This is a genomic window from Thermobifida halotolerans, assembly GCF_003574835.2.
GTDB classification, from domain to species: domain Bacteria; phylum Actinomycetota; class Actinomycetes; order Streptosporangiales; family Streptosporangiaceae; genus Thermobifida; species Thermobifida halotolerans.
Map to the genome: position 1 here is coordinate 390031 of NZ_CP063196.1, position 26926 is coordinate 416956.

The following is a 26926-nucleotide window of genomic DNA, read 5'->3' on the forward strand; positions in this document are numbered from 1 at the left end:
CGGTAGCGGAGGAAACCACGCAGCATCACGCGGCTTTGGGGGTTCACCACGTCACCGCCCGATCCGCGCGGGAGGGGCACCCGATGGAGCACGAACCGCAGATCCAGGACCTGTTGACCACGCTCAAACGCGTCGCCGGTGCCTTCAAGGCCGACGGGGTGCCGTTCGCGTTGAGCGGAGGATTCGCGGCGTTCGCCCGGGGAGCCCCGCCCTCCCGGCACGACGTCGACTTCGCGGTGCTGCCCGAGGACGCCGAACGCGCCCTGGAGGTTCTCGCCAAGGCCGGGCTCCGACCCACCGACGCCGTGGAGGACTGGCTGGTCAAGGCCTACGACGGGGAGATCCTGGTGGACCTCATCCACAGTCCGGCCGACGTCCCGATCACGTCCGCCATGCTGGACCGGGCCACGCTGTTGAAGGTGAACTCGGTGCACGTTCCGGTGCTGGACGCCACCGACCTGATGATCATGCGGCTGCGCGCCTTCACCGAGCACGAGTGCGACTTCTCCGGACCGCTCGTCACCGCCCGGGCGTTGCGCGAACAGGTGGACTGGGCGCGGGTGTGCGTCGAGACCGGGGGGTCGCCGTATGCGCGGGCGTTCCTGGTGCTGCTGAGCCGACTGGGCGTGATCAGCGGAAAGGAGAGCGGAATGCCGCACGAGCCGCCGCAGTACGTGGCGGGCCACCTCCAGCAGGCGCTGGCGGAGGACCCCCGCACCGCGGAGCAGGGAATCCGGGTGCGCGTGGTGGAGGACGACATCTACCTGTCGGGCCAGGTCACCTGCTCACGACGCCGCGACAGGGTTCTGGAGGTGGCCCGGGAGCGGATGCCGGAGTACCGGGTCCATGACGAGCTGTCCGTGGTCCGGTTCGACGGCCCGGTCCGAGAGGAGCGACTGACATGATCACCGTTGCCGCGGTGGGCGATGTGCACCTGGACGGGGAGATGCGCGGACGCTACCGGCAGCGGCTCGGCGGTCTGGCCGACGACGCCGACGTGCTGCTGCTGGCGGGGGACCTCACCAAGCACGGCACAGTCGACGAGGGCAGGGTGGTGGCCGAGGAGTTCCGCGACCTGCCCGTGCCCGTCATAGCGGTCCTCGGCAACCACGACTACCAGTCCGACTCCCAGGACAAGATCGCCGAACTGATGCGGGCCGAGGGGATCACGGTCCTGGACGGCGAGGGGACGATCGTCGACTGCCCGGGGGGACGGCTCGGTGTCGCCGGGGTGAAGGGCTTCGCCATGGGGTTCGCGGGCAAGTGCGCCTCGGAGTTCGGCGAACCCGAGATGAAGAGCTTCGTCCGCCACTCGCGGGACGCCGCCGAACGCCTGAGGGAGGCGTTCAAGCCACTGGACGCCGACATCACGGTCGCGCTCACCCACTACGCGCCGGTCAAGGACACCCTGGCCGGTGAGCCGCCGGAGATCTTCCCTTTTCTGGGCAGCTACCTGCTGGCCGAGGCCATCGACACGGCGGAGGCGCACCTGGCGGTGCACGGACACGCCCACCGGGGCACCGAGTTCGGGATGACGCCGGGAGGGGTCCGGGTGCGCAACGTCGCGCTGCCGGTCCTGGGCCGCCCCTACGGGGTGTACCGCATCGAATGACCGGGGAGGAAGCCAGACAGCGGACAACAGGCGGGGCGCGCCCGATCGGGCGCGCCCCGCGGTGTCCTCGCGGCGTCGCGGCCTCTCACCGGCCCCCGGTGGTCTCGGACACCGCCTTGCTCACCTCGTCGGGCCCCGAGTAGCTGCGGTCGGCGACACCGCGCAGCGCCTCCAGCACCCGGTCCTCGGCCCCCCTGCCCCTGGCGTGGTTGACGAGGTCGTCCCTGTTCGCCGGATAGTCGACGCCGGACAGCGCCTTCTGCACCTCGATGAAGGTCGGATTGGCCATGGTCGTCGTTCCCTCCTGGACGGAATCGGTTCTTCGCCGCGGCGGCGACGGGCGGTTCCCCGGCACGCCGTGCGGACGCACGGGCCGGGTGGCCATGCGCAGGGCGAAGTGGTTGAGCGAGTAGGGCAGCGGCCGGTCCGGGCGCAGCGCGGCCGGCTCCACCAGACGCAGGTCGCGGCGCTCCAGCAGGGCGGCGAGCAGTGCGGTGGTCGTGAACAGCACCAGGTTGCGGCCCGCGCAGTCCGCGGGTCCGCCGCTGAACGGGACCAGCCCGTCCTCCTCGGCGGTGCCGTCCAGCCACACCTCCGGCGCGAACAGGTCGGCGTAGGGCAGCCGCTCGGGGTCGCGGTGGAAGAACGCGCTGAGGATCACAAAAGCCGTGCCCGCGGGAACCACCGCGCCGTCCCACTCGGTGGCCTCGGTGCTGTCGCGGAGGATGGCCAGCGTGGTCGGCCACAGGCGGACCGACTCCAGGACGGTGGCCCGCAGCCGCTCCAGACGGGCCGTTCCCTCCGGCGCGGCCGGGTTGTGCTCGTCGAGTTCGGCGCGGAGCACCTCCGCCTGCTCGGGGTGGGACGCGATCAGCGCGAGCGCGCGGAAGGCGGCGATCACGGCGGCGTCGAACGCGAAAAGCCAGTGCGGCGCCTGCCCGGCCGGGTCGACGCCGCCCGGCGCCCGGTCGCCGGCGAACGCACCGGCCAGGCTGTCCGGGTCGGCCCGGTCCAGGTGGGCGCGGAGCCGTTCGCCGAATCCGGCGCGCAACCGGTCGCGCCGGGGACGCAGGTAGAACCAGTTGGAGTCGGAGCGCAGCCGGTACAGCAGGTCGGTGAGGCGCTGGTCGTCCCTGGCGGCGTCGCCCAGCACGATGCGCCGCACCGCGTTCCAGAAGGACGGCGCGAACCGGGACCAGGTCAGTTCACCGTCCGGACCCAGGGCGCGGTCCAGGATCTCGACCTCCTCGCGGATCACGGCGAGGAAGGAGTCGGCCAGGGCGTGCACCCGGTGGGGCGTGTCCAGAGCGGTCTCGTTGAACTCCCGGCGCCGCTGCCGCTCCTGCCCCTCGGAGATGAGCACCCCGTGCGGCTGGAAGTGTGACAGCGCCCCCTGCTTCTCGGCGTTGGCCGAGGTGAACGGCTCGGGTGTGCCCTCCAGGACCCGGCGCACCTGGTCGGGTTCGAGCAGCAGGACCGCGCGCCTGCCGAACAGGTTCGTCCGGACCGGTCCGGGACCGTGCGCGGCGCGCAGCCGCCGCATCGTCTCCACCGCGTGCCGGTCGGCGTCCAGGGCGCCCACCGCCGCCATGCCGCCGGGCCGACGCACGATAACCCCTCTGACCAGGGTGGGAGTCAGCAGGGTGGCGGTGATCCGCGCCTGCTCCGACACGGAGGCGCGGGGTAGAGAGGGCAGAGGTGACGACATGGGATGCCTTTCTGATGTCAGACGCCGCGCGGGCTCCGGGGCCCGCGGGTTACTCGGAACCGTTGATCTCCGGGTCCTCTCCCGGACGGGGCGAGTCCGGCTTGAGCGGGTCGTGTCCCAGGCTCATCAGGGTGCGCCGCCAGTTCTCGTCGTCCGGCCGCGGCTCGACGAGCAGGGACGACACCTCCTCCACCACGGCGCGCATGGTCTGCACGTCCTCGTCGGTCAGGTCGGTGCGCCGCTTGTCCAGCACGTGGATGATGTCCCGCCCGGTGACATCGATGTCCAGGGAGGGGTGGGAGGTGAAGACCTCCGGTCCCGACGCCTCCGTCAACAGCCACGAACGCAGTTCGTTGCCGTTCATGTTGACGAGTTCGTGGAATCGCGTCCACAGTTCGGCGGTGTCGCCGCCGAGGCGGTTGTGAGCCATGTCTGCCTCCCCGTGACTCCTCCGGATCCGACGTTTCTCCCGGTCCCGCTACCGAACTCCGCCCACCGCAAACCCCGGCGCGCCGTGGCGGGGTTTGGCGGCCGGTCCGGGCGGTAGCGGGGGGACGGCACACGACACGATTCGCGCAGTGGTTCGGAGGAGAGCATGGGCGTGCTGGGATCGGCCGCGCAGGGGGCGGTGGCGGGACTCGCGGCGACGGTTGCCATGAGCGGGGCCATGGCGGCGGCGCGGAAGGAGGGCAAGGTCGGCCGTACGCCGCCGAAGCTGCTGATCCGCCGCTTCCTGCCGGGGGGACGGGAGCAGAGTCCGCGTCCGGGGGAGAATCTCGCGGCCGCCGCGGCGCACTGGGGGTTCGGTGCGGGCGCGGGAGCCGTCTTCGGCGCGCTGACCGGCGGGCGCCCGCCCCGCGCCCTGCTCGGTCTGGGCTACGGGCTGGGGGTGTGGCTGGTCAGCTACGAGGGCTGGGTACCGAAGGTGACCGCCGAGCCGCCCGCCCACCGCGACGCTCCCGGACGCGCCGCCACCATGGTGACGGCGCACCTGGTGTACGGGTACGCGCTGGCCGCCGCGCTGCGTCGGATGCGCCGGTGACGTTTATCCGCGCGCGGTCGGGTCAGCCGCGCCACTGAGGAGCCGGGTCCGATCAGCACAGCAGAGGAGGACCGGTCATGCCAGCCAAGGACGAACTTCCCAGCACGTTGCAGCGTTCTCCCGAAGAAGCCCAGCGCACCTGGGCCGAGGCGCACGACTCGGCGGTGGAGACCTACGGGGAGGGCGAACGCGCCCACCGCACCGCCTACGCCGCCCTGAAGCACAAGTTCGAGAAGGTCGGCGACCACTGGGAGCCCAAGGAGGGCAAGGGGCCGTCGGATCCGCAGGCGACCAACCCCCGGGCAGGGCGGGGGAGGGACACCGCCACCGCGGAGGGCGTGGACGCCAACGCCTCCAAGAAGCACCTGTACGAACGCGCCCGTGAACTGGGCATCTCCGGCCGCTCCACCATGGACAAGGACGAGCTGGTCGACGCGCTGCGCAAGGAGAACCGCTCCCGCACCCGCCAGGCGCGCAAATCGTGAGACCGCCGCCGTGGTCACGGTCCCCGGCGACCGTGACCACGGCGGCACGTTCACGTGCGGGGCCGCGGCCGTCAGGGCCGGGACGGGACGTCCGCGCGGGGACGTGCGGCGAGCAGGTCCTCGCAGGCGTTGAGCACCTCGTCCGCGGTGATCGAGGCCAGCCCCGGGTCGATCCGGTCGGCGTGCGGGTCGCCGGTGGTGCCCGCCCACAGGCAGCGGTGCCGGTCGGTGTCGATGCGCGGCCCCCACGTCTTCGGTGAGGACGGGCCGAACAGCACGACCGACGGGGTGCCGTAGGCGGTCGCCAGATGCGCCACCCCCGTGTCGCCGCTGACCACCAGGCGCGCGCCCGCGACGAGCGCGGCGAGCTGGGACAGTCCGGTCGTGCCCGCCGCGATGCCCTGCGGGTGCAGCCCCGCGACCCGGGCGACACGCTCGGCGATCCGGCGCTCCTCCGCCGAACCGGTGACCATCACCCGCAGCCCCCGCTCCCGCAGGCGGCGGGCGACCTCGGCGAACCGCAGCTCCGGCCAGCGGCGGGAACCGGACGCCGCGCCCGGGTGGACCACCGCCGTCCCCGTGGGGACCGCGCCGCCCGCGGGCTCGGGCCACCTCAGGTCCTCGGGGTCGGCGGTGACGCCGTAGTGGGCGAGCAGGCGGCACCAGCGGTCCACCTCGTGGACGTCGTCGGCCCAGGGCGGCCCGTCGGGGGCCGCGGGGTCCGCGCCGCTGTGCGTCCACAGCCGCCGGGGGCCGAGCGCGGCCAGCGCGCGCACGCTCTGCGGTCCGCGTCCGTGCAGGTTGACCGCGAGGTCCGGCGGGTTCAGCCCCTTCCAGGGCGGGGTGTGGGGACCGTCCACGGTGACGGTCTCCCAGGGCAGACCGGCCAACGCGAGCAGGTCGTCGTAGGAGTCGGGACCCGCCAGGATGTGGCGGTGGTGGGGAAAGGCGCGGTCCAGCGCACGCAGCGCGGGAACCGCAGTCGCGAAGTCACCGAGCCCGAGTGCGCGCAGTACCAGCAGGATCGGCCGGTTGCGGTCCGGTCCGGAGGGGCGGGGGACAGCGACGATGGGTGAGGCAGCACGGTCTTCTTCCATGTGGAACGCCTACCGAAAGGCGGGGAGGGCAAACGTCGACCGGGGAGTCCGGGCCCCTCCGACCTCCGCGTTCCCGACCGGAAACGGCCGCGGCGCACGGTTCGGCTCGCCGCTTCGCGGGTAGCCGGGCGCCCATGAGACTCGGTGAACCCATGCGAAAGATCGAACGGAGCCGGGGCCTGGACCGGATCGCGGCCTTCGCCAAGCGAGTGGTGGACCGCGTCGTCCCCGAGGGGAAGGTGCGCGACGCACTGCACGGCGTGCCGCTCGGCCACCCGGCGCATCCGCTGCTGGTCCAGTTGCCGATCGGCGCGTGGCTGTCGGCGACCCTGCTCGACCTGGTCCCCGGCGGCGGCCCCGGCCTGCGCAGATCGGCCCATCTCCTGGTGAACGTCGGCATCCTGGCGTCCGTTCCGGCCGTGCTCGCCGGATGGATGGACCTGACGCGCCAGCACGAGCGGCAGCAACGCGTCGGCGTGGTCCACGCGCTGACCAACGGGACGGGCATAGCGCTGTACGGGCTGTCCTCGCTGGCGCGGTCGCGGGGCCAGCAGCCTCTGGGGGCGACGCTGGCCGGAATGGGCATGGGCGCGGTGGCGGTCGGCGGCATGCTGGGCGGCCACCTGTCCTACTACCGGGCCAGCGGGGTCAACCGCGCGGACTTCCTGATCGACTGGATGCCCTCCGACTGGGAGGAGATCGGTCGGGTCGAGGACTTCCCCGAGGGCAGGCCCACCCGCGCCGACGTCGGCAACGTGCCGCTGGCGGTGGTGCGTACCAGCGGGCAGGTGCGCGCGCTCGTGGGCTTCTGCAACCACCTGGGCGGACCGCTGTACGAGGGCGAGATCGACGGCGACTGCCTCGTCTGCCCCTGGCACGGCAGCACCTTCCGCACCACCGACGGCGTGGTGGCGCAGGGCCCGGCCACCGCGGCCCAGCCGATGATGGAGGTGTCGGTGCGCGACGGCGTGGTGCGGGTACGCCGCCCCAAGGACCGGCCGGACATGGAGGTCCCGCGCCCCCGGGCCGAGACCGGGGCTCCGAGCGAGGAGAAGACCCAGGCCCGTTGACGGTTTCCGACGAGCCTCGCCGGGGGCGAGAGGGTGTGGCCTCCGGGGAGTCTTCGGGCGGCCTCCACCCCGGGGGTGTGGAAGCTCGGCCCTGTGGGGGCTTCGGGCGGCCTCAGCCCGAGGGGGTCTTGTGACACCACTCCCACGGGGCCGAGGTTCCAAGACCCCGGAGGTCAAGGTCACTTGAAAACCACCCTCGGGGCTGGGGTTGCAAGGCCCCCTGGGGTGGAGGCCGCCCGAAACCCCTGGGCAGGGGCGGCCGTCGGTTCCGGTGTCACCCGGTCGAGTCGCGGCCCACGTCGAAGCGGGCGGTGTAGCGGTGGCGGGCCTCCTCCACCGTGGCCTCCGACAGCCAGGCCATCGGGGTGACGTCGGTGAGGAGGGGTTCGTGGTCGGGGCCGCGACCGCTCACCCGGCCCGACAGCACCCACGCCGCGCGGTCGTCCGCCGAGTCGGTGATCTCGACGTACTTGCAGATCTGCCGCGCCAGCCAGTCGGCGAGCGGACGGGTCCACCACGGTTCCGGAGTCAGTACGGTCGCCGAGAGTCCCGGCAGCGTCAGACCGCTCTCGTAGTCCCTGCTGACACTGGCCGAGTCGGCGTCCGGTCCCCGGGAGTGGCGCAGGTAGAGCGGCCGTTCGGCCCCGGCCACCAGCGACACCAGCGCCTCCAGGCCCTCCACCACGGGCAGGCGCGTGTCGTGGGACTCCTGCTCGGTTCCGGACGAGGTCCTCATGGGCTCCCGCACTACCCCGTCCCCCACGGGGCAATCCCGCATCCCTCCCCGATACCCCGTGTGACCGGCCACAGCATCCCGGACACGCCCGTTTTTGCCCCTTCGACGACGCAGTGTTTGAGAAGCGCTTCTCTTGGTAGTCGATGGTCCGATACGAGGCGAGAGGGGACGACCTGATGCGATTCCTCGGCGTCAACGCCGTTTTTCACGATCCGGCCGCTGCGCTCGTCATCGACGGGCGGATCGTGGCGGCGGCCGAAGAGGAGCGGTTCAGCAGACGCAAGCACGGCAAGGAGGCCGTTCCGTTCTCCGCGTGGGAGCTGCCCGTCCAGGCCATGCGGTGGTGCCTGGAGGAGGCCGGGATACGGGCCGAGGAACTCGACGCCGTCGGCTACTCCTACGATCCCGCGCTCGTCGTCCCCGACGGCCCCGGCCAGGACCCGTCCTGGGAGAAGCTGCGCACCCTGTACGCCCGGCGCGCCCCCGCGTTCCTGGCCACCGCCCTGCCCGGACTGGACCCGGCCCGGGTACGGCACATCCCGCACCACGTGGCGCACGCCGCCTCCGCCGGACTGGCCGCCCCGCCCGCGGACGGCAGCGCCGACAGCGCCGTGTTCGTCGCCGACGGCCGCGGCGAGGACGCCTGCCACCTGGCCGGGGTCTACACCGGCGGACGCCTGGAGGTGCTGGCCCGCCAGGAACTGCCGCACTCCCTGGGGCTGATGTACGAGAACCTCACCGCGCACCTGGGATTCCGCCGCTCCAGCGACGAGTACAAGGTCATGGCGCTGGCCTCCTACGGCCGCCCCCGCATGCTCGCGGAACTGCGCGACCTGGTCCGCTACGAGGGCGACGGGCGCGTCCACGTCGCCGACATCGACTTCAACGCCCTCGCCAAACGCCGCGACCCCGGCCAGGAGCACACCACCGACCACGCCGACCTGGCCGCCAGCGTCCAGCGGCGGCTGGAGGAGGTGCTGCTGGACATCCTGGGCTGGCTGCACGAACGCACCGGGCAGAGCAGGCTGACCATGGCGGGCGGGGTGGCGCTCAACTGCGTGGCCAACACCCGGATCTTCCGGGAGAGCCCGTTCACCGACGTGTGGGTGCAGCCCGCCTCCGGCGACGCCGGGACGGCGCTGGGCTGCGCACTGCACCTGGCGGCCGAGGCGGGAGAGCCCGTCATCCCCATGCACGGCGCCGACCTGGGCCGCTCCTGGACCGACGCGGAACTCGCCGCGGTCCTGGACGAGGCCGACATCGCCTACGAGCGCCCCGACGACCTGGCCGACGTGGTCGCCGACGCGCTGGCCCGCGACGCGCTCGTCGCGTGGTTCCAGGGGCGCGCCGAGTTCGGACCGCGCGCCCTGGGCCACCGCTCCCTCCTCGCCCACCCGGGCGACGCCGCCAACCTGGAACGCCTCAACCGGGTCAAGGGCCGCGAGCAGTTCCGGCCCGTGGCGCCGATGGTGCTGGCCGACCGGGCCGCCGAGATCTTCTCCGCCGGGCCGCTGCCCAGCCCGTACATGCTCTTCGTGCACGACGTCGCCTCCGAGTGGCGCGACCGGATTCCCGCGGTGGTGCACGTCGACGGCACCGCCCGCGTCCAGACCGTGGACGCCGCCGCCGAACCGCTCGTCGCCCGCCTCCTGGAGCGTTTCGAAGCCCGGACCGGCCTGCCGGTACTGGTCAACACCAGCCTCAACACGGCGGGACGGCCCATGGTGGACTCCCCGCGCGACGCCCTGGAGTGCTTCGGCTCCGCCCCCGTGGACCTGCTCGTCCTCGGCCCCCTCGTCGTCCGACGGCACGGGAGGAGCTGACATGCCGCAGCCGGACTACGCGGTGGTCGTCCCCACCGTGGGACGCCCCACCCTGGAACGCGCCCTGCGTCCGCTCCTGGCGGCCGACCCCGTCGACGCGCCGACCGAGATCGTCGTCGTCGACGACCGGCTGGAGCCCGGACCGCTGCCGCTGCCCGAGTCGCCGCTGCTGCGCCTGCTGCGCTCCGGCGGCAACGGACCCGCCATGGCCCGGGAGCTCGGCTGGCGGGCCACCGGCACCGAATGGGTGGCCTTCCTCGACGACGACGTGGAACCGCCCGCGGACTGGCCCGCCAGGCTCCGCGCGGACCTGGCGGGACTGCCCGGCGACGTGGCGGGCAGCCAGGGGCGGATCGAGGTGCCCGTCCCAGAGGGGCACCGGCCCACCGACGCCGAGCGCGCCACCCTGGCGCTGCGGGACGCGCGCTGGATCACCGCGGACATGGCCTACCGGCGCGCCGCGCTGGAGGAGGTCGGCGGATTCGACCCGAGGTTCACCCGCGCCTACCGCGAGGACACCGACCTGGCGCTGCGCGTCATGGACGCCGGGTACCGCCTGGTGCGCGGCGACCGGGTGTGCGCCCACCCGCTGCGCTCGGGCGGACGCTGGGCGAGCCTGGCCGCCCAGCGCGGCAACGCCGACGACGTGCTGATGCGGCGGCTGCACGGTCCCCGCTGGCGCGACCGTGTGGGGGAGCGGCCCGGCAGGTTCCGCTGGCACGTGGCGACCACCGCGACCCTGGCGGGAGCCGTCGCCGCCGCCGCCACGGGACGGCGCCGCCTCGCCGCCGCCCTGGGCGCGGTCTGGCTGGCCCGTACCGCCGAGTTCACCTGGCGGCGGGTCAGCCCCGGACCGCGCGACGCCGCCGAGATCACGGACATGGCCGTCACCAGCGCACTCATCCCGCCGCTGGCGTGCTGGCAGCGCCTGCGCGGCGAGCTGCGCGCCGCCCGCCTCCTCGCGGGCGAGTCCCGCATCCGGGCGGTCCTGTTCGACCGCGACGGCACCCTCGTCGAGGACGTGCCCTACAACGGCGACCCCGAGAAGGTGCGTCCGGTGCCCGCCGCGCGCGCCGCCCTGCGGCTGGCCCGCAACGCGGGCCTGCGGGTGGGCGTGGTGAGCAACCAGTCGGGGATCGCCCGCGGGCTGCTCACCCGCGAGCAGGTCGACGCGGTCAACGCCCGCGTCGACGAACTCCTCGGCCCCTTCGACGTGTGGCGGGTCTGCCCGCACGGCGACGGCGACGGCTGCCGCTGTCGCAAGCCCGCCCCGGGGATGATCGAGGACGCCGCCGCCGCGCTGGGGCTGCGTCCTCGCGACTGCGCGGTCGTCGGCGACATCGGCGCCGACGTGGCCGCCGCCGCGGCCGCCGGAGCCCGGGGAGTGCTCGTGCCCACCGCGGCCACCCTCGACACCGAACGCCACGCCGCCCCCGAGACGGCGACCGACCTGGTCGACGCCGTGCAACTGCTGATCGACGCGGGTGCGTCCAACAGAGCGGAGGGACGGGTTTGGTTTCCGTTTCGCGGCTGACACCACACAATCCCGACGCGCGCGAGCCGAGCCCGCGACCGCAGGAGTGGACCGCCGATCCGCGGCGCCCGTCCACCGCGACCCGGCGCCGCCGCCCGCCCTCCCGGCGGCGCACCCCGCCCGCCCCCGTCGCCTGCGGGCACGCCCACCCGCTGCGTCCCAGACCCGTCCCGCAGAGCGCCGGACCTCCCCCGGGGGAGGGGGGAGACGGAAGAACCGTCCTGGTCGCCCGGATGGACAGCATCGGCGACGTGCTGCTGGCCGGTCCCGCGATCAGGGCCGTGGCGCGCACCGCCCGACGGGTGGTCGTGCTGGCGGGGCCGCGGGGCGGCGCCGCGGCCCGGATGCTGCCCGGCGTGGACCGGGTCATCGAGTGGTGCGCCCCGTGGATCGACCCCGACCCGCCGCCCGTGGAACGCGCCGAGGTCGACCTGCTGTGCTCCCAGGTGCGCGCCGAACGCCCCGACGCGGCGCTGATCCTGACCTCCTTCCACCAGTCGCCGCTGCCGCTGGCCCTGCTGCTGCGCCTGGCGGGGGTGCCGTGGATCGGCGCGGTGAGTGTGGACTACCCCGGAAGCCTGCTCGACCTGCGCCACCGCGTCCCCGACGGCATCCCCGAGGCGGAGCGCATGCTGTCGCTGGCGGAGGCCGCCGGATACCGGCTCGAATCGAACGACCCCGGACGGCTCGCCGTGCGCCGCCCCCTGCCCGACACCACCGCCCTGACCGGGCCGGACGGGTACGTGGCGGTGCACGTGGGCGCGTCGGTGCCCGCACGGGAGCTGCCGGTGCCCCTGGCGACCGAGGTCACGGCGCGGCTGAGCGCGTCGGGAATCCGGGTGGTGGTGACCGCCTCGGCCGAGGACAAGGGGGAGGCGGCGACCGTCGCCGAAGCCGGGGGAGCCGACCTGGCCGGGCGCACCGACCTGCCGGAACTCGCCGACGTCCTGGACCGCGCCGCGGTGCTGGTCGCCGGGAACACCGGCCCCGCCCACCTGGCCGCCGCCGTGGGAACGCCCGTGGTCTCGCTGTTCTCCCCGGTCGTGCCCGCCTCGGCGTGGGCGCCCTACGGCACCCCGCTGCGCCTGCTGGGCAACCAGACGGAGCGCTGCGCCGGAAGCCGCGCCAGGGTCTGCCCGGTACCGGGACACCCCTGCCTGAACTCGGTCACCGCCGACGAGGTCGTGCGGGCCGTCCGCGAACTCATGGAGGGACGATGACGCAGATCGGAGACCGCTGGCTGGCGCGCGCCGCGGTGGGTGCCAGACTCCACGCGGGGCCGCCGCCCCGGCGCACCCTGCGCATCCTGATGTGGCACGTGCACGGCTCGTGGACCACGTCGTTCGTGCACGGCGGCCACGTCTGCCTGCTGCCGGTCACCCCCGACCGCGGCCCCGACGGCAGGGGGCGCGCGGCCACCTGGACGTGGCCGGACAACGCCGTCGAGATCCCCCACGAGAAGCTGCGCCACACCGACGTGGACCTCGTCATCGCGCAGCGCCCCCACGAACTCGACCTGGCCGAGCGCCTGCTGGGCCGCCGCCCAGGCCGCGACGTGCCCGCGGTCTACGTCGAACACAACACCCCCAAGGGCGACGTTCCGCTCACCCGGCACCCGATGGCCGACCGCGACGACGTCACGGTGGTGCACGTCACCCACTTCAACGCCCTGTTCTGGGACTGCGGGCGCGCCCCCACCGCGGTGGTCGAGCACGGCGTCGCCGACCCCGGCCACCGCTACACCGGGGAGACGGAGCGGGCCGGGGCGGTGATCAACGAACCGCTGCGGCGCTGGCGGGTCACCGGAACCGACCTGCTGCCGCTGATCGCGCAGAGCGCGCCGCTGGACCTGTTCGGCATGGGCGTCACCGGGGTCCCCGCACGCCTGGGGCTGCCGCCCGACCGGCTGCGCGTCCACGAGGACCTGCCGCAGCACGCCATGCACGACCGGCTCGCGCGCTGCCGCGCCTACGTCCACCCCATCCGCTGGACCTCGCTGGGCCTGTCCCTGATCGAGGCCATGATGCTGGGCCTGCCCGTGGCGGTCCTGGGCACCACCGAGGCCTACGAGGCGGTTCCGCCGGAGGCCGGAATCGTCACGACCCGACCCGACCGCCTGCGCGCGGCGCTGCGCGACTTCCTCGCCGACCCCGACCACGCCCGCGCGGTCGGGGCGGCGGCCCGCGCCGCGGCCCTGCGCAGATACGGACTCGCCCGGTTCCACTCCGACTGGGACCGGTTGCTCCAGGAGGTGACACGGTGAGGATCGCCATGGTCTCCGAGCACGCCAGCCCGCTGGCGGCGCTCGGCGGAGAAGACGCCGGGGGACAGAACGTCCACGTGGCCGAACTCTCCCAGGCGTTGGCGCGGCTGGGGCACGAGGTGGTCGTGTACACCCGGCGCACAGACGAGGAGTCACCCGATGACGTGACGATGGGCCCCGGTGTGCGGGTCCGTCACGTGCGCGCCGGCCCCGCCGAGGAGATCGGCAAGGACGACCTGCCCCAGCACATGCCGGAGTTCGCCCGGCAACTGCGCGCGGACTGGGCCCGCGACGTCCCCGACATCGTGCACGCCCACTTCTGGATGAGCGGCATGGCGTCGCTGAACGCCGCCCAGGACGCGGGCGTCCCGGTCGTGCAGACCTTCCACGCCCTGGGCGTCACCAAACGCCGCCACCAGGGGGTCGCCGACACCAGCCCCACCGAACGCATCGCCATCGAGCGGTCCGTGGCGCTGCGCTCCGACCTGATCATCGCCACCTCCACCGAGGAGCAGCGGGAACTCCGTTCCTGGGGGGTGCGGCCCGACCGGGTCCAGGTCGTGCCCTGCGGGGTCGACCTGGACCGCTTCACCCCCGAGGGGCCGCGCGCGCCGCGCGGCGACCGGCCGCGCGTGGTCAGCCTGGGCCGCCTGGTCGAACGCAAGGGCGTGGAGACGGTCATCCGGGCGCTGACCGCGGTCCCCGAGGCCGAACTCCTCGTCGCCGGAGGCCCCGAGGCCCACCTGCTGCGCACCGACCCCGAGGCGGTGCGCCTGCACCGGATCGCCCGGGAGGTCGGGGTGGCCGACCGGGTCTGCTTCCTGGGCCGGGTGGCGCGCGAGGACGTCCCGGCGCTGCTGCGCTCGGCCGACGTCTCCGTCAACGTCCCCTGGTACGAACCGTTCGGCATGAGCACGGTGGAGGCGATGGCCTGCGGCGTCCCGGTCGCCGCCTCCGACGTCGGAGGCCACCGGGACACCGTCGTGCACGAGGTCACCGGCCTGCTCGTGCCGCCGCGCGCCCCCGAGACGCTCGGCGCGCGGCTGCGCACCCTCCTCGGCGACGTCGTCGCGGCCGAGAGCTACGGGATCGCCGGGGCCGACCGGGCCGCGGCCTGCTTCTCCTGGGAGTTCGTGGCGCACCGCACCGAGGAGTGCTACACCGAGGCGCTGCGCCTGGCACGCCACCCCTCCTTCGCCCCCGACCTGCCCCGGGTCCGCCCCCACGTCCTGACCGGTCCCAACAGCTTGAGGGGGGAGTAGCCATGCACGCCCACCTGGAGGAACTACGGGCGGCACTGGAGGCCACCGACACCGGACGCGTCGAGGAGTGGGGGCGCGTCGCGGCCGCCGCGCTGCGCTCCGGCCACCGCCTCTTCGCCTGCGGCAACGGAGGCAGCGCCGCCGAGGCCCAGCACCTCACCGCGGAGCTGACCGGACGGTTCGAGAGCGAGCGCCGTCCCCTGTCGGCCATCGCCCTGCACGCCGAGACCTCCAGCGTCACGGCCATCGCCAACGACTACGGCTACCGCCAGGTCTACGCGCGGCAACTGCGCGCCCACGCCCGCCCCGGCGACATCCTGGTGTGCCTGTCCACCAGCGGAACCAGCGACAACGTCATCGCCGCGGCCCTGACCGCCCGGGAGCTCGGCGTCACCTGCTGGTCCCTGACCGGGGGCGCGCCCAGCGCACTGGCCGCGGCCAGCGACGAGACCGTGGCGGTGCCCACCACCCGCACCTCCACGGTCCAGGAGGTCCACCTCGCGCTGGTCCACCTGTTCTGCGAGGCGGTCGACGCGGCGCTGGCCCCGGTCGGTCTGCTGGCCCGGACCGCGGGCAACGGGGAGGCGCGCGCATGACCGGCAGGACGGGACCGCTGGTGGTGATCGGAGACGCCCTGCTCGACGTCGACCTGAACGGTGTCTCCCGCCGCGACTGCCCCGACGCGCCCGGCGCGCCCGTGGTGGAGGACGCGCGCGTCCGGCACCGCCCCGGCGGGGCCGCCCTGGCCGCCTGGTGCGCCGCGCTGCGCAACCGCCGGGTCGTGCTGGTCACCGCGCTGGGCCACGACGCCGCGGGTGTCCGCCTGGCCGAACTGCTGGGCGACGCGGTGTCCCTGGTGACCCTCCCCCTGCTGGGCCGCACCCCGGTCAAGACCCGCGTCCGCGCCGACGGTCGCACCGTGGCCCGCCTCGACGAGGGAGCGGGTCGGGCCGCGCTCACCGCGTCGACCGCGCGGCTGGCCGAGGTGCTCGACAGCGCGGCGGCGATCCTGGTCTCCGACTACGGACGCGGCCTGACCGAACTCGCGGAGGTGCGCCGACTCCTCGCCGAACGCGCCGCGACCACACCGATCGTGTGGGACCCGCACCCGCGCGGCTCCGATCCCGTGCCGGGCGCGCGTCTGGTCACCCCCAACGCGGCCGAGGCGGGAGGCGCCGACGGCGACCCGCGCGCCGTGGCGCTGCGGGCCGCGGAGCTGGCGGAGCGGTGGCGCGCCGGGTCGGTGGCGATCACCCTCGGAGCGGACGGCGCGGTGTGGGCGGACGCCCGCGGCGACCACCGCCGCGTCACCGCCGAGCCCCTGTCCGACCCCGGTGACGTCTGCGGCGCGGGAGACGCCTTCGCGGCGCACACCGCGGGCGCGCTGGCTGACGGCGACGACCCCGCGCGGGCCGTCGCCCGCGGCGTGGCCGGGGCCACCGAGTTCGTGCGCGCGGGCGGCGCCGCGGCGGTGGGCGGGGCCGCGGCCGGATTCGACCCCCAGCCGTCGGCCCTGGCGGTGACCCCCGGCGGTGACGCCTTGGCCGTGGCCGAGGAGGTGCGCTCCCGCGGCGGCCGGGTCGTGGCGGCCGGAGGCTGCTTCGACGTCCTGCACGCCGGACACGTCAGCCTGCTGCGCAGGGCCCGCTCCCTCGGGGACTGCCTCGTCGTGTGCCTCAACGGCGACGCGTCGGTGCGCGCCCTCAAGGGCCCCGACCGGCCGCTGGTGGGCCAGCACGACCGCGCGCACGTCCTGTCGGCGCTGGAGTGCGTGGACGCGGTGTGGATCTTCGACGAGGAGACCCCGCTGGACGCGCTGGAACGCCTGCGTCCGGACGTGTGGGTCAAGGGCGGCGACTACACGCCCGACGAACTGCCCGAAACCCCGGTGGTGCGCCGCCACGGCGGGGAGGTGGTGTGCCTGCCGCTGCTGCCCGGGCGCTCCACCAGCGGTCTGGTGGAGTCCGTGCGCGCCACCTCCCGCTGACCCGGCCCCGAAGCCCCGTCCGACCCGAAGTGACGAACCGACAGAAGGGAAACGCGATGCGCCCGTTGGGAAACACGCTGATCACCGGTGGCGCCTCCGGCCTGGGAGCCGCCGTGGCCCGAGCCGTGGCGGACGAGGGGGGCACCCCGCTCGTCATCGACATCCACCACCCCGGCGAGGAGTGGCCGTTCGTCAAGGCCGACCTGGCCGACCGGACCGCCACGGAGAACGCGGTCGGGGAGTTGGCGGCCCGGGCGGGCGGCATCGACGCGGTGGTCAACGCCGCCGGGACCGACGCCTGCGGACGCCTGGAGGACGTGCCCGCCGACGACTGGGAGCGGGTGGTCCGCGTCAACCTCCTCGGCACCGCCGCGGTGGTGCGCGCCGCGCTGCCGCACCTGCGCGCCAGCGGCGGCACGATCGTCGACTGCGCCTCCACGCTGGGGCTGCGCGCCCTCAGCGACGCCACCGCCTACTGCGCCTCCAAGTTCGGGGTCGTCGGGTTCACCCGGGCGCTGGCCGCGGAGCTCGCCGGGCAGGTCGGGGTGACCCTGCTGGTTCCCGGCGGCATGGACACCGCGTTCTTCGACGGCCGCAGCGAGCAGTACAAGCCCGGCCCCGACGCCAAACTCAACCGGCCCGAGGACGTGGCGAACGCGGTGCTCTTCGCGCTGCGCCAGCCGTCCGGCTGCGAGGTCCGCGAACTCGTCATCTGCCCCTCGACGGAGACGTCCTGGCCGTGACTCCCATCCGAGGACCCCGCCGCCGCACCGACGCGGGTCGCGGCGGCGGGGACGGACCCTGTGAGGAGGCCCGAATGGCACCCACCACCCTGGTGACCGGAGGAGCCGGATTCATCGGCTCCCACCTGTGCGAACGACTCTTGGACGAGGGCATGGACGTGGTGTGCGCGGACAACTTCGCCACCGGCAGCGCCGCCAACGTCGCCCACCTGCTCGACCGCGGGAACTTCCGCCTGGTCGAGGCGGACCTGACCGAACCCGTGGACCTGGACGAACCCGTCGACCTCGTCTTCCACCTGGCCTCCGCCGCGTCGCCGCGGGACTACCTCCGGCTGCCGGTGGAGACCCTGGAGGCGGGCAGCCTGGGCACCCGCAACGCCCTGCGGCTCGCCGAGGAGCACGGCGCCCGGTTCGTCCTCGCCTCCACCAGCGAGGTCTACGGCGACCCGCTGGAGTATCCGCAGCGCGAGAACTACTGGGGAAACGTCAACCCGGTGGGCCCGCGCAGCGTCTACGACGAGGCCAAACGCTACGCCGAGTCGCTGACGATGGCCTGCCACCGCGCGCACGGCACCAACGTGGGGATCGCGCGGATCTTCAACAGCTACGGTCCCAGACTGCGCCCCGGCGACGGCCGCGTCATCCCCACCTTCATCCGCCAGGCGCTCGACGGCGAACCGCTCACCGTCGCCGGTGACGGCCGCCAGACCCGCTCGGTCTGCTACGTCGACGACACCGTGGCGGGACTGCTCGCACTGGCCCGCAGCGACCTGACCGGGCCGGTCAACATCGGCAGCGACGAGGAACTGTCGGTGCTGGCCCTGGCCGAACTCGTCAAGGAGGTCACCTGCTCCAACTCGCCGATCGTCTTCGTCGACCGGCCGGAGGACGACCCGCGGTTCCGGCGGCCCGACATCACCCTGGCCCGGACCAGCCTCGGCTGGCGGCCGCGGGTGCTGCTGGAGGAGGGGCTGCGCCGCACCGTCGACTACTTCCGCAGGGAGCGGGGCCTGCCGCCCATGTCCGAGCGGGTCGTTCCGGTGAACTGACCGCCTCCGCGCGGACGGTAGGCGCCCGCGCACGCGGGTAGTCGTGATCACCGGGGGACCAGACCGAGGAGGGGGACACGGGTGAAGCAGAACCGGGAGACGGCAGGACGGGTCACCGTCGTCATCGCCACCCGCAACCGCCGGGAGGAACTGCACCGGACGCTGCGCCGACTGGCGCGGCTGCGCCCCCGGCCGCCGGTGGTCGTCGTGGACAACGCCTCCACCGACGACACCGCCGAGTCGGTGCGCGCGCTCTTTCCCGAGACGCAGGTGGTGTCGCTGGCCCGCAACATCGGAAGCGCCGCGCGCAACATAGGGGTGTCGCTGGCCCGCACCCCGTACGCGGCGTTCTGCGACGACGACTCCTGGTGGGAGCCCGGAGCGCTGGAGCGCGCCGCCGACGCCTTCGACGCCCATCCCCGCCTGGGACTCGTCGCGGCCTCGGTCAGCGTCGGCGAGGACGCGCGGCCCGACCCCATCAACGCGCAGTTGGCCGACGGGCTGGGCACCGTGCCCGGCCTGCCGGGCCCGCGCGTCCTGGGGTTCATGGCGTGCGCGTCGGTCGTGCGCGTGGCGGCGTTCGAGGAGGTGGGCGGGTTCAACCCGCTGCTGTTCTTCGCGGGGGAGGAGACCCTGCTCGCCCTGGACCTGGCCGCCGCCGGGTGGGAGCCGTGCCATCTGCCCGAGGTGTGGGCGCATCATCATCCCTCCACCCAGCGGCCGCCCGGTCCGTGGCGGCGGCGCCTGGAGGAGCGCAACGCGGTGCTGACGATGTGGCTGCGCCGCCCCTGGGCGCGGGCGCTCGGCGCGACCGCGGGCCTGGCCCGGCGGGGGCTGCGGGACGCACCGGCCCGCCAGGCCCTCGGCGACGTGCTGCGCGGCATGCCGCGGGTGCTCGCGGCCCGGCACCGTCTGCCGCCGTCGGTGGAGAACGACATGCGCGTGCTGGAGACGCGGTGAGCGCCGAGCCGCGGGTCGGCGTCGTCGTCATCACCCACCAGCGCCGCCCGGAGGTGCTGCACACCCTGCGCAGACTCCGCGACCTGCCCGAGTCGCCCCCCGTCGTGGTGGTGGACAACGCCTCCACCGACGGCACCGCCGAGGCGGTGGCGGCGCAGCACCCCGAGGTCGCGCTGATCCGCGCCCCCGTCAACCTGGGGGCGGTGGCCCGCAACATCGGCGTGGAGGCGCTCGACACCCCGTACGTGGCGTTCTGCGACGACGACACCTGGTGGGAGCCGGGGTCGCTGGAGCGCGCCGCCGACCTGCTCGACGAGTTCCCCCGGATCGGCTGTCTGACCGCGCGCATCGTCGTCGAGCCGGACGGCCGGGAGGACCCCATCACCCCGGAGCTGCGCCACTCTCCGGTGCCGGGGCCGCCGGAGCTTCCGGGCCCGGCCCTGCTGAGTGTGCTGGCGGGCGCGTCGGTGTTCCGGGTGAGCGCGTTCACCGAGGCGGGCGGGTTCTCCCCGAGGCTGTGGCTGGGCGGGGAGGAGGAGCTGCTCTCCCTGGATCTGGCCGCCGCCGGATGGTGGCTGTGCTGGATCGAGGACATGGTCGTGCACCACGCCGCCTCCCGCAGGCGCGACAGCCGCGTGCGCCGCCGCCTGGGCATCCGCAACACGCTGTGGACGGCGTGGCTGCGCCGCCCCCTGGGCGGGGCGCTGCTGCGCACCGGCGCGGTGCTGCGCGCCGTGCCCAAGGACGCGGCCAGCGCCCGGGCACTGGCCGCGGCCGTCGCGGGGCTGCCGTGGGTGCTGCGGGAACGGCGCCCGGTGCCCCGCGAGATCGAGCGGGGACTGCGCCTGCTGGCCGAACCGCAGCGCCACTCCCGAGCTCGCCGCTACGTGGGCTGAGGCCCGCCCCGGGGGTGTCGGCATCGACGTGAGTGGGGCCGTGAAGCGCGAGTGCGGCCCCCTGGTGTCAAGATCAACGAGGGGGACGCGGGGTATTCCGCCTGGGCCTCAGGGGTGGGGCACCGCTGGGGTCGGGGTGGAATGCCGTGGGCTGGTCGGCGCGGAGTCCTACGGCCGGTGCTCGCCAGGCGGCCGTCAGACCTCGGTCGGAGCGCGCCGTGTGCGCTCCGAAGAACACCGGCCACCATTGAACGCCCGAGGGTTTCCCGTTTCGGAAAACATTCATGCTTGTCTTCCAGGGCAGGGGCTTCTAACGTCGTGGCATGAAATCCCGAATCCTGTCGGAGGGAGAGCGGCCCCCGTGCGTCTGACCAGGATCGACGGAACGTACAGTCTACGCAACTGACCGAGGAACGTACGTGATCCAGGGGTACGTGGTCAGCGACAGCGAGATGGCGGGTCAAGTGGACCTTCCTCAGGGGGAGACCGCTGTCGAGGTTCCCCGGGAACTCCTTGAGAGGGTCGCCCGTGATCTCTGAGGAAGAGCTCGCAGAATACTTCGCTTCGTTCACGTCATCGGCTTTCCGACTGGAGACACTCGACACGTACCGTGTCGCAGAGGAAGCCGAATACTTCGACCGTTTCCTTTCCGGCGGGGATTTCCCCGAGGAGTGGCGGCACAACCCCTGGGTCCGCAGCATCACCAGCACCGGGAGAAGGCTGCGACGAGTCCGCGTTCTCACTCCTCCACTGAGTGATTACCTGAGGTTCCAACTCTCTTGGGGCTACCCCGGAAACGTCAGGGACGGCGAGGAGATCAGTATCCTCAACCTCTCCGACCACCCCGTCCCAGACCTTCCAGATCATGATTTCTGGCTCTTCGACGAGAAGACGGTCCTCAGGATGCACTACACCGGGACCGGTGAGTTCCTGGGCGCCGAGCGCATCGACGAAGACTTGACCGCCGAGTATTTGGGATACCGCGACAAAGCGCTCGCCGCCGCCGTTCCCTACACCGATTACTGGGACCGCGTCCACCACGATGTCGAGTGACGAGAGCAGCGATCTCGCGGCCGTTTCCCGTTTGAGGTAGGCCGTCCCGGTCAGTGCGGGGGTTGTCGGCCGGTGAGGTGGGGTTGGATGCGGTTGCGCACGGCGGTCTTGCTGAGGCCGACGGTCTCGGCGATGGCTTTGAGGGTTTCGCCTGCCTGGTAGCGGCGGGCGAGTTCGGTGTCGGGGATGCCGATGTCCTTTCTGCGGTGGCGGGGGTGGGGGACGGGCGCGCCGCGTCGGGCGCGTTGGCGTTGGCGCAGTCGCAGGACGGTTCCGGTGACGGTGCGGCGGCCGTGGGTGTGTTTGCCGCGCACGTCGTGGCCCCACGGGCGGGACGGAATCTCGTGTTGGTGCCACAGGGCGAGGAAGGCTCGGCGGGCCTGGGAGAGGGCGGAGACGAAGCTGTGGTACTTCAGGCCGACGGCTTCGGCGGCTCGGGTGTGGTCGTCGTGGGCGGCCAGGGCGAGCAGGACCCGGCGGTGGCGGGGGCGCAGGGCGGGCCAGATCTGGGCGAGGGCGAGGCGTTCGACCACGCCGGGTTCGGGGCTGGGGTGGGGGTTGGCGGCGAGGGCCCAGTAGCGCTCGAAGCCGGGGCGGGTGACGGTGTCGTAGCCGGGGTGCCAGCCGCGGAAGGAGCAGTCGGCGCGGGCGGCGTCTCTGATGGCGTTCCAGGCGACGCGCAGGAGTTCGTGGCGCTGCGGCGGGGTGTCGGTGGCGTAGAGGTGGGTGGTGATGGCCTCCCACGCGGTTTCGGTGCGCACCTGCCGGTTGAGGTGGCTGCGGTGGTAGGCGGTGGCGGCGGCGGTCGCGGCGATGTCGTCGAGTTCGGCGAGGCTGTAGCCGAAGCGCAGGGGTTCGCGGCGGGCGTCGAGGGTGTCGGGTGCGGGCATGGGCGGGCTTTCACGGGAGGGGTGGGTGCGGGCTTGACGCGGTCGAGGTGAGTGGGCCGTTGAGGGGCGGAAACGGCCCACTGCCGTCGAGATCAGCGGGGAGCGGGGGTTCGAAGACGGCCCACACGGCGTGGCCGCCGTCCTCTCAGCGTGGCGCGGCGCTCGGCCACCAGGTTCCGGCGAGGAGCAGCCCCGGTGTGCTCGGCGCACAGCGCGGCGGCGGCCCCTGCCACGTGGGTGGTGGGCGCCTGCCCGGTGCGGCCCCAGATGAACCACCAGCCCCCGGTGACGCCGTGGACCACCACCACCGGCACCAGACGGCCGGAGGTGCGGACGTAGAGCACGGGGTGGGAGGTGGCGGACAGGGCGAGCAGCGCGGTCCCGCCCAGGGACCGGACGGCCTCGGCGAGTTGGGAGAGGAGGGCGATGCGGGGGTTGGGAACGAGAGGCTGGCTCTCTTGAGGGTTACTGCAGCAGAAGATTTCCAAGATCGAGAGCGGAGAGCAGAAGAGAATCCCCGCCTCCGAACTCGACGCACTGCTGAACATCTACAAGGTCAACGACCCCCAGATCCGCGAGTCCCTGCACGAGTGCGCCAAGCTCGCCAAGCAGCGCGGATGGTGGACCAAGTACAAAGACGCCTTCCCCGGCGGCCTGCCCGACTTCGAGAGCGAAGCATCAGTCATCCGCTCCTACGAAGCCCAGGTCATCCCGGGACTGCTCCAGACACCGGACTACGCCGACGCGGTGTTCCGGGCCTACAAGTTCCGCGAGGACGAAGAGATCAACCGCCTGGTCAAGGCACGCATGGAACGGCAGAACATCTTCAGCAGGGTCGATCCACCCCACTTCATGACAGTGATCGATGAGGGGGCGCTCCACCGCCTCGTCGGCTCAATCGAGGTGATGCGCACCCAACTGCGCCACCTGACCCACATGGCCTCCCGGCACAACATCGACATCTACGTCCTGCCGTTCAAAGCGGGAGCGCACGCCGCGACCACGGGAAGCTTCACGATCATGGACTTCCCCGACCCTATGGACACCAGCGTCGTCTACGTAGAAACCCCTACCTCTACCCTGTACCTCGAAGACGACGACGAAGTCCGGGAGTACAACGCCATGATCAGCCGAACCCAGTCGGCGGCGTTGAACCCCACCCTGTCCATGAACCTCGTCGAAGAGGTCATCAAGTCCCTAGAAGAGTGAGCCAAGTGTCTGATCAGCAGGCGTGGCGCAAGAGCAGCTACAGCGGAGGCCGAGAGAACTGCGTCGAGGTCGCCGACCTCCCCGGCGCTACTGCTGTCCGTGACTCCAAGCATCCCGAGGCCGCCGTGTTGGCCTTCCCCGTCTCTGAGTGGGCCGCCTTCGTGCGGGCCGCCTTCGTGCGGGCGGCCCGGGGCGGGCGTGTCTGGCGGGTGTCTGGTTCGTGGGGCTAGGGAGAGGCAGAGGTATTCCACCCGAGCCCCCAGGGGGGCGGGCCTGGAATGCCTCATCCCGGACGGACCCGCACCGCGTCTCCCAGCTCGGGTCATGCACAGGCAGCAGACAGTCTTGCCGCAGCGTGAAGCGCCCCGCTCACACTCGGGGCATGGGTGACCTTCCGCAGTACGGCTCCTCCCCCGAGAACATGAGCTTCTCCCAGCTCCTCAACGGCGCTCCCGCAGCGGGAATCCCCGCCCGGGTGCGTCAGGCGTCCCCCACCTGCCGCCCGGAGCGGTCTTCGTCTCCCGTACCGCCGCCTGGCTGCACGGTGTCGACGTGTTCCCACCAGGTGTGTCGGACTCAAGGTGGCCACTGGAGATCACCGTTCCGCAGACCGGCCGCCTTCCCTCAGGTCCCGGTCCACGGTTCCACCGATGGGACCTCACCGCAGAACAGGTCACCACCGTGACCGGGGTCGCCGTCACCACCAGGGAGCGCACCGTCCTCGACTGCGCCCGCCGCCTGCCGCGCCTGGAAGCGGTCGCGGCCGTGGACCAGCTCCTCTCCCTCGGAGCCGACACCGACCAGGTGGACGGCCTGGTCTCCTCCCTCACCGGGCACAGCCACGCGCGCCGGGTCCGCTCGGTGCTCGACGGGGCCGACCCCCAAGCCGCCTCGGCGATGGAAAGCTGGTGCAGGTGCCTGGTCCGCGACGCGGAACCGCCCCACCCCCACTCCCAGGTTCCGCTCCTCCTGCCCGACGGCAGGCGGGCCTTCCTCGACCTGGGGTTTCCCCGTTACCGACTGGCACTGGAATACGACGGTCGAGAACACCACACCCGGCCCGCCGACCAAAGCCACGACAAGCGGCGGCGTGCCCAATTCCGCGACCTGGGGTGGGAAGTGCTGGTGGTCACCAGCGCCAACGTGGTGGAGAGCCCCGACCAGGTGCTGTCCGCCTTACTGCTCCGCCTCCAACGACGCGGCTGGGCTCCCCATCCAGCGCGGCTGCGCCGAATCCAACGCCGCATCAACTACATGGCGATGTGCCGCCGCCGCGACAGAGAACACTGGTACGAGTCGTACTGACACACGGAGGCAGAGGCGGCACCGGAGAAGGGCGAGGCATTCCAGGTCAGCACCCCGGGGGCCCCACGGGTTGGCGGCGGGGGCCGCCGTCCTACGCCGCCAGGCCCGGCTCGTCCGGGCGCAGGGCCTCGGCGACGGGGCGGGCGACCTCGGGGTGGCGCAGGTACTCCTCGACGTCGTGGGGACGCCTGGGCGAGTTGGCGGTCACCACCTCGACGAGCCCCGGGCCCCACACGGGGTTCAGCGGACAGCCGATGGTCGCGGCGTCGGCCGGGCTCCAGGCGTTCAGCCAAGCCTCCACGCGGTCGGGGCGCCTCGGCGGCTGCAGCAGGACCCGCTCGTGGACCGCGTCGAGACCGAGCGGACTTCCCGTGGTGACCAGCAGCGGCACGGCCACGTCGGGGCGGGCCCGGCTCAGCAGGTCCACGGCCACGACCGTGCCGAGGCTGTGCCCGACCACGACGACCTTTCCGTCCCGGGGGAAGTCGGCGGCCACCCGCTCCAGGACCGCCTCGCGCACCGACTCCTCGCCCAGGTAGGCGGCCACGTCCCGCAGGAACAGGGCGATCAGCACCTCGTCCAGGCCGCTGCGGGCCGCCACCCAGCTCAACTCCCGCTGGAGTCGGCTGGTCAGCGCGGAGAGGAAGCCCATGCCGGTCGCGCCCTCCCGGTCCGCTTCCGTGTCGTCGGCCAGCAACTCGGTCGGCATGCCCGAGCGCAGTGCCGCCTGCGCCAGCAGCGACTCGTAGAGCGCGCGCGGTCCCTCCCGGGAGGGGGCCAGCGCCTCGGCGGGTTCGGTCGCCCCGGTCGGCGGCGGCTGCGCGGTCAGTTCGGCGAGCAGGTCGCCGTAGTAGGGGAACCACACCGACGTCGGGGACACGGTGGGCAGTTCGGCCGCGAGCAGTCCCGTGTTGAGTCCGGCCGTCCACGCGGCGCGCAGCCGTGCGGGGTCCTGTCCCTCCAGGCCGCGTCCGTGGACGAACACCAGCCGGACGGCGTCGGGTTGTGCGTTTCCGCGCAGGCCCGGGCCGCCGGAGCGGGGGCGGCGCTCGCGGCCCCAGAACGGTTCGGCCTCGGTGGGGGCGGGGGCGCCGGCCACTCCCGCGCCGGGGCCCAGCGCCGCGAGGAGGTCTCGCTGCGCCGCGGGGAGCTCCGCCTCGGCCAGGAAGTCCAGGATCGAACTGACACGGGTGCCCTCGTTGCCGATCCATCCGGCCGCGGAGTCGGGGTCGCCGGGACGCAGCGGTGTTCCGTCCGCGCGCAGCCGACGCCCCCGGGCGTCGCGTCGGGGCACGGCCGAGTGGTGCAGTGCCACGACCTCCCACTGGTCGTTGTAGACGGGTGAGCCGGAGCTTCCGGGCTCGGTGTCGGCGGAGTAGTGGAGGAAGTCCTCGGTCTGCTGGAGGATGCGGCTGCCGCGGACCGTGATCTCCTTGAGCCGCCCCCTCGGGTGGCCGATGACGTTCACCGGTTCCCCGGTGACGGCCTTGCCCTGGGTGCGCAGCAGCGGGTTCCAGCCGAAGACCGCGCCCGGGGAACGGCCGTCGGCGTCGGGCCGTACCCGGACGAGGGCGAAGTCGAGTTCCCGGTCGGCGACGAAGAACGTCTCCGGGTCGAGTCGGTGGCGCACCGGGACGCGGGGGCGCAGTTCGACGTCGACCTCGGCGGCGAACTCGGCGACGGTCCGCTCCGCGGTCTCGGCGTCGCTGATCACGTGGTGGTTGGTCAGCAGCAGTTCGGGGGAGACCAGGAATCCCGTTCCGCACGGGATCTCCCGGCCGTTGTGGACCAGGACGATCCGGGCGACGGGGGAGGCCGCGCGCGCCCCCCGGTACAGGAAGCCCACGGACTGGAGTTGGTCGGTGGCGCCGATGATCCGCTGACGGACCCGGTGCCGGTCGGCGGCGCTCGGCGCGGTGTCCGCCGTGAGCGCCTGGGCCGGAACCCGGCGGAGCGCGACGAGCCGTTCCGCGCGCGCCCGAACCTGGTCGAAGGTGTCGTGAACGGGGATTCCGGTCCGCTGCTGCAGTTCCCGGGTGCGGGCCCGGGCCTGCTCGGTTTCGGCGAACCGCTGGGCGGCCCGCTGCTCCTGCCACTGGTATTCGACGGTCGCCTGGTGGGGAAGCGCGTTCATCCGATTCCCTCCTGCTCCTCGTCCGGCGGACCGGGCTGTCCGCCGGATCCTCCCTGGTCTTCATGGTC

At 73.3% G+C, this 26926-nt stretch carries 27 protein-coding genes; 20 read left to right on the forward strand and 7 right to left on the reverse strand.

Annotated features, from left to right (window positions below; translation table 11 throughout):
* Positions 1-83: 83 nt before the first annotated feature.
* Positions 84-905, forward strand: a complete 822-nt coding sequence (locus NI17_RS01695) for a nucleotidyltransferase (RefSeq protein WP_068694096.1) — start codon at positions 84-86, stop codon at positions 903-905.
* Positions 902-1612 (forward strand): metallophosphoesterase family protein, encoded by a 711-nt coding sequence (locus NI17_RS01700; protein ID WP_068694094.1) that lies wholly within the window; start codon positions 902-904, stop codon positions 1610-1612. The genes NI17_RS01695 and NI17_RS01700 overlap by 4 nt, the downstream gene beginning before the upstream one ends.
* Positions 1613-1697: 85 nt before the next feature.
* Here NI17_RS01700 and NI17_RS01705 read toward each other — a convergent pair whose 3' ends face one another.
* Both NI17_RS01705 and NI17_RS01710 read right to left on the reverse strand, forming a co-directional pair.
* Positions 1698-3320: a cytochrome P450 gene (locus NI17_RS01705; protein WP_234402163.1), complete on the reverse strand. Its 1623-nt coding sequence runs from the start codon at positions 3318-3320 to the stop codon at positions 1698-1700.
* Positions 3321-3369: 49 nt separating this feature from the next.
* Positions 3370-3750 carry a DUF3140 domain-containing protein gene (locus NI17_RS01710; RefSeq protein ID WP_068694090.1) on the reverse strand — a complete coding sequence of 127 codons (381 nt, stop codon included), beginning with the start codon at positions 3748-3750 and terminating at the stop codon, positions 3370-3372.
* A gap of 165 nt (positions 3751-3915) precedes the next feature.
* On the opposite strand from NI17_RS01710, the gene NI17_RS01715 reads away from it, so the two are divergent.
* Positions 3916-4362, forward strand: coding sequence for a hypothetical protein (locus NI17_RS01715; RefSeq protein WP_068694088.1), 447 nt, complete (start codon positions 3916-3918; stop codon positions 4360-4362).
* Between the two features lie 77 nt (positions 4363-4439).
* Complete coding sequence (locus tag NI17_RS01720) at positions 4440-4847, forward strand: ChaB family protein (RefSeq protein ID WP_068694086.1); 408 nt, start codon at positions 4440-4442, stop codon at positions 4845-4847.
* 71 nt (positions 4848-4918) lie between these two features.
* Here the strand turns inward: NI17_RS01720 and NI17_RS01725 are convergent, their stop codons facing one another.
* A complete protein-coding gene (locus tag NI17_RS01725) occupies positions 4919-5944 on the reverse strand; it encodes a glycosyltransferase family 9 protein (protein WP_068694084.1) in 1026 nt (341 codons plus the stop codon).
* A 134-nt stretch (positions 5945-6078) separates the two neighbouring features.
* Here NI17_RS01725 and NI17_RS01730 point away from each other — a divergent pair, with 134 nt between their 5' ends.
* The gene (locus tag NI17_RS01730) at positions 6079-7014 is read left to right on the forward strand and encodes a Rieske (2Fe-2S) protein (protein WP_068694082.1); all 936 of its coding nucleotides are present in this window, start codon (positions 6079-6081) and stop codon (positions 7012-7014) included.
* 274 nt (positions 7015-7288) lie between these two features.
* Here NI17_RS01730 and NI17_RS01735 read toward each other — a convergent pair whose 3' ends face one another.
* Positions 7289-7750: a DUF6098 family protein gene (locus NI17_RS01735; RefSeq protein WP_068694080.1), complete on the reverse strand. Its 462-nt coding sequence runs from the start codon at positions 7748-7750 to the stop codon at positions 7289-7291.
* Positions 7751-7926: 176 nt separating this feature from the next.
* Between NI17_RS01735 and NI17_RS01740 the strand changes: the two genes are divergently transcribed.
* The 12 genes from NI17_RS01740 to NI17_RS01795 all read left to right on the forward strand — a co-directional run bounded on the left by NI17_RS01740 (position 7927) and on the right by NI17_RS01795 (position 21320).
* Entirely contained in the window at positions 7927-9573 is a 1647-nt protein-coding gene (locus NI17_RS01740; protein WP_068694108.1) for a carbamoyltransferase family protein, read from the forward strand.
* Position 9574: 1 nt separating this feature from the next.
* Positions 9575-11107: an HAD-IIIA family hydrolase gene (locus tag NI17_RS01745; RefSeq protein WP_243597588.1), complete on the forward strand. Its 1533-nt coding sequence runs from the start codon at positions 9575-9577 to the stop codon at positions 11105-11107.
* Positions 11108-11340: 233 nt separating this feature from the next.
* Positions 11341-12327 carry a glycosyltransferase family 9 protein gene (locus NI17_RS01750; RefSeq protein ID WP_068694078.1) on the forward strand — a complete coding sequence of 329 codons (987 nt, stop codon included), beginning with the start codon at positions 11341-11343 and terminating at the stop codon, positions 12325-12327.
* A gap of 89 nt (positions 12328-12416) precedes the next feature.
* Entirely contained in the window at positions 12417-13370 is a 954-nt protein-coding gene (locus NI17_RS01755; RefSeq protein WP_243597696.1) for a glycosyltransferase, read from the forward strand.
* Entirely contained in the window at positions 13367-14632 is a 1266-nt protein-coding gene (locus tag NI17_RS01760; protein ID WP_084012890.1) for a glycosyltransferase, read from the forward strand. Before NI17_RS01755 ends, NI17_RS01760 begins: the two co-directional genes overlap by 4 nt.
* Positions 14633-14634: 2 nt before the next feature.
* Complete coding sequence (locus NI17_RS01765) at positions 14635-15228, forward strand: D-sedoheptulose-7-phosphate isomerase (protein ID WP_068694076.1); 594 nt, start codon at positions 14635-14637, stop codon at positions 15226-15228.
* Positions 15225-16619, forward strand: coding sequence for a D-glycero-beta-D-manno-heptose 1-phosphate adenylyltransferase (rfaE2, locus tag NI17_RS01770; protein WP_068694074.1), 1395 nt, complete (start codon positions 15225-15227; stop codon positions 16617-16619). The genes NI17_RS01765 and rfaE2 overlap by 4 nt, the downstream gene beginning before the upstream one ends.
* Positions 16620-16675: 56 nt before the next feature.
* Positions 16676-17362 carry an SDR family oxidoreductase gene (locus NI17_RS01775; RefSeq protein ID WP_068694073.1) on the forward strand — a complete coding sequence of 229 codons (687 nt, stop codon included), beginning with the start codon at positions 16676-16678 and terminating at the stop codon, positions 17360-17362.
* 74 nt (positions 17363-17436) lie between these two features.
* Entirely contained in the window at positions 17437-18411 is a 975-nt protein-coding gene (locus NI17_RS01780; protein ID WP_068694071.1) for a UDP-glucuronic acid decarboxylase family protein, read from the forward strand.
* Positions 18412-18492: 81 nt separating this feature from the next.
* Entirely contained in the window at positions 18493-19371 is an 879-nt protein-coding gene (locus NI17_RS01785) for a glycosyltransferase family 2 protein (protein ID WP_068694069.1), read from the forward strand.
* Positions 19368-20267: a glycosyltransferase family 2 protein gene (locus NI17_RS01790; protein ID WP_068694067.1), complete on the forward strand. Its 900-nt coding sequence runs from the start codon at positions 19368-19370 to the stop codon at positions 20265-20267. Before NI17_RS01785 ends, NI17_RS01790 begins: the two co-directional genes overlap by 4 nt.
* Positions 20268-20795: 528 nt before the next feature.
* Entirely contained in the window at positions 20796-21320 is a 525-nt protein-coding gene (locus tag NI17_RS01795; RefSeq protein ID WP_068694065.1) for a DUF6879 family protein, read from the forward strand.
* A gap of 50 nt (positions 21321-21370) precedes the next feature.
* Here NI17_RS01795 and NI17_RS01800 read toward each other — a convergent pair whose 3' ends face one another.
* Complete coding sequence (locus tag NI17_RS01800; protein ID WP_119267893.1) at positions 21371-22210, reverse strand: hypothetical protein; 840 nt, start codon at positions 22208-22210, stop codon at positions 21371-21373.
* A gap of 92 nt (positions 22211-22302) precedes the next feature.
* The gene (locus NI17_RS01805; RefSeq protein ID WP_119267894.1) at positions 22303-22698 is read right to left on the reverse strand and encodes a hypothetical protein; all 396 of its coding nucleotides are present in this window, start codon (positions 22696-22698) and stop codon (positions 22303-22305) included.
* A 166-nt stretch (positions 22699-22864) separates the two neighbouring features.
* On the opposite strand from NI17_RS01805, the gene NI17_RS01810 reads away from it, so the two are divergent.
* From NI17_RS01810 to NI17_RS01820, 3 genes are all read left to right on the forward strand, one after another.
* The gene (locus NI17_RS01810; protein WP_267887205.1) at positions 22865-23419 is read left to right on the forward strand and encodes a DUF5753 domain-containing protein; all 555 of its coding nucleotides are present in this window, start codon (positions 22865-22867) and stop codon (positions 23417-23419) included.
* Between the two features lie 5 nt (positions 23420-23424).
* The gene (locus NI17_RS01815; protein ID WP_068692520.1) at positions 23425-23649 is read left to right on the forward strand and encodes a DUF397 domain-containing protein; all 225 of its coding nucleotides are present in this window, start codon (positions 23425-23427) and stop codon (positions 23647-23649) included.
* A 451-nt stretch (positions 23650-24100) separates the two neighbouring features.
* The gene (locus tag NI17_RS01820) at positions 24101-24724 is read left to right on the forward strand and encodes an endonuclease domain-containing protein (RefSeq protein WP_147416923.1); all 624 of its coding nucleotides are present in this window, start codon (positions 24101-24103) and stop codon (positions 24722-24724) included.
* Between the two features lie 91 nt (positions 24725-24815).
* On the opposite strand, the gene NI17_RS01825 is transcribed toward NI17_RS01820, so the two are convergent.
* Complete coding sequence (locus tag NI17_RS01825; protein WP_068692522.1) at positions 24816-26858, reverse strand: trypsin-like serine peptidase; 2043 nt, start codon at positions 26856-26858, stop codon at positions 24816-24818.
* Positions 26859-26926 lie beyond the last annotated feature (68 nt).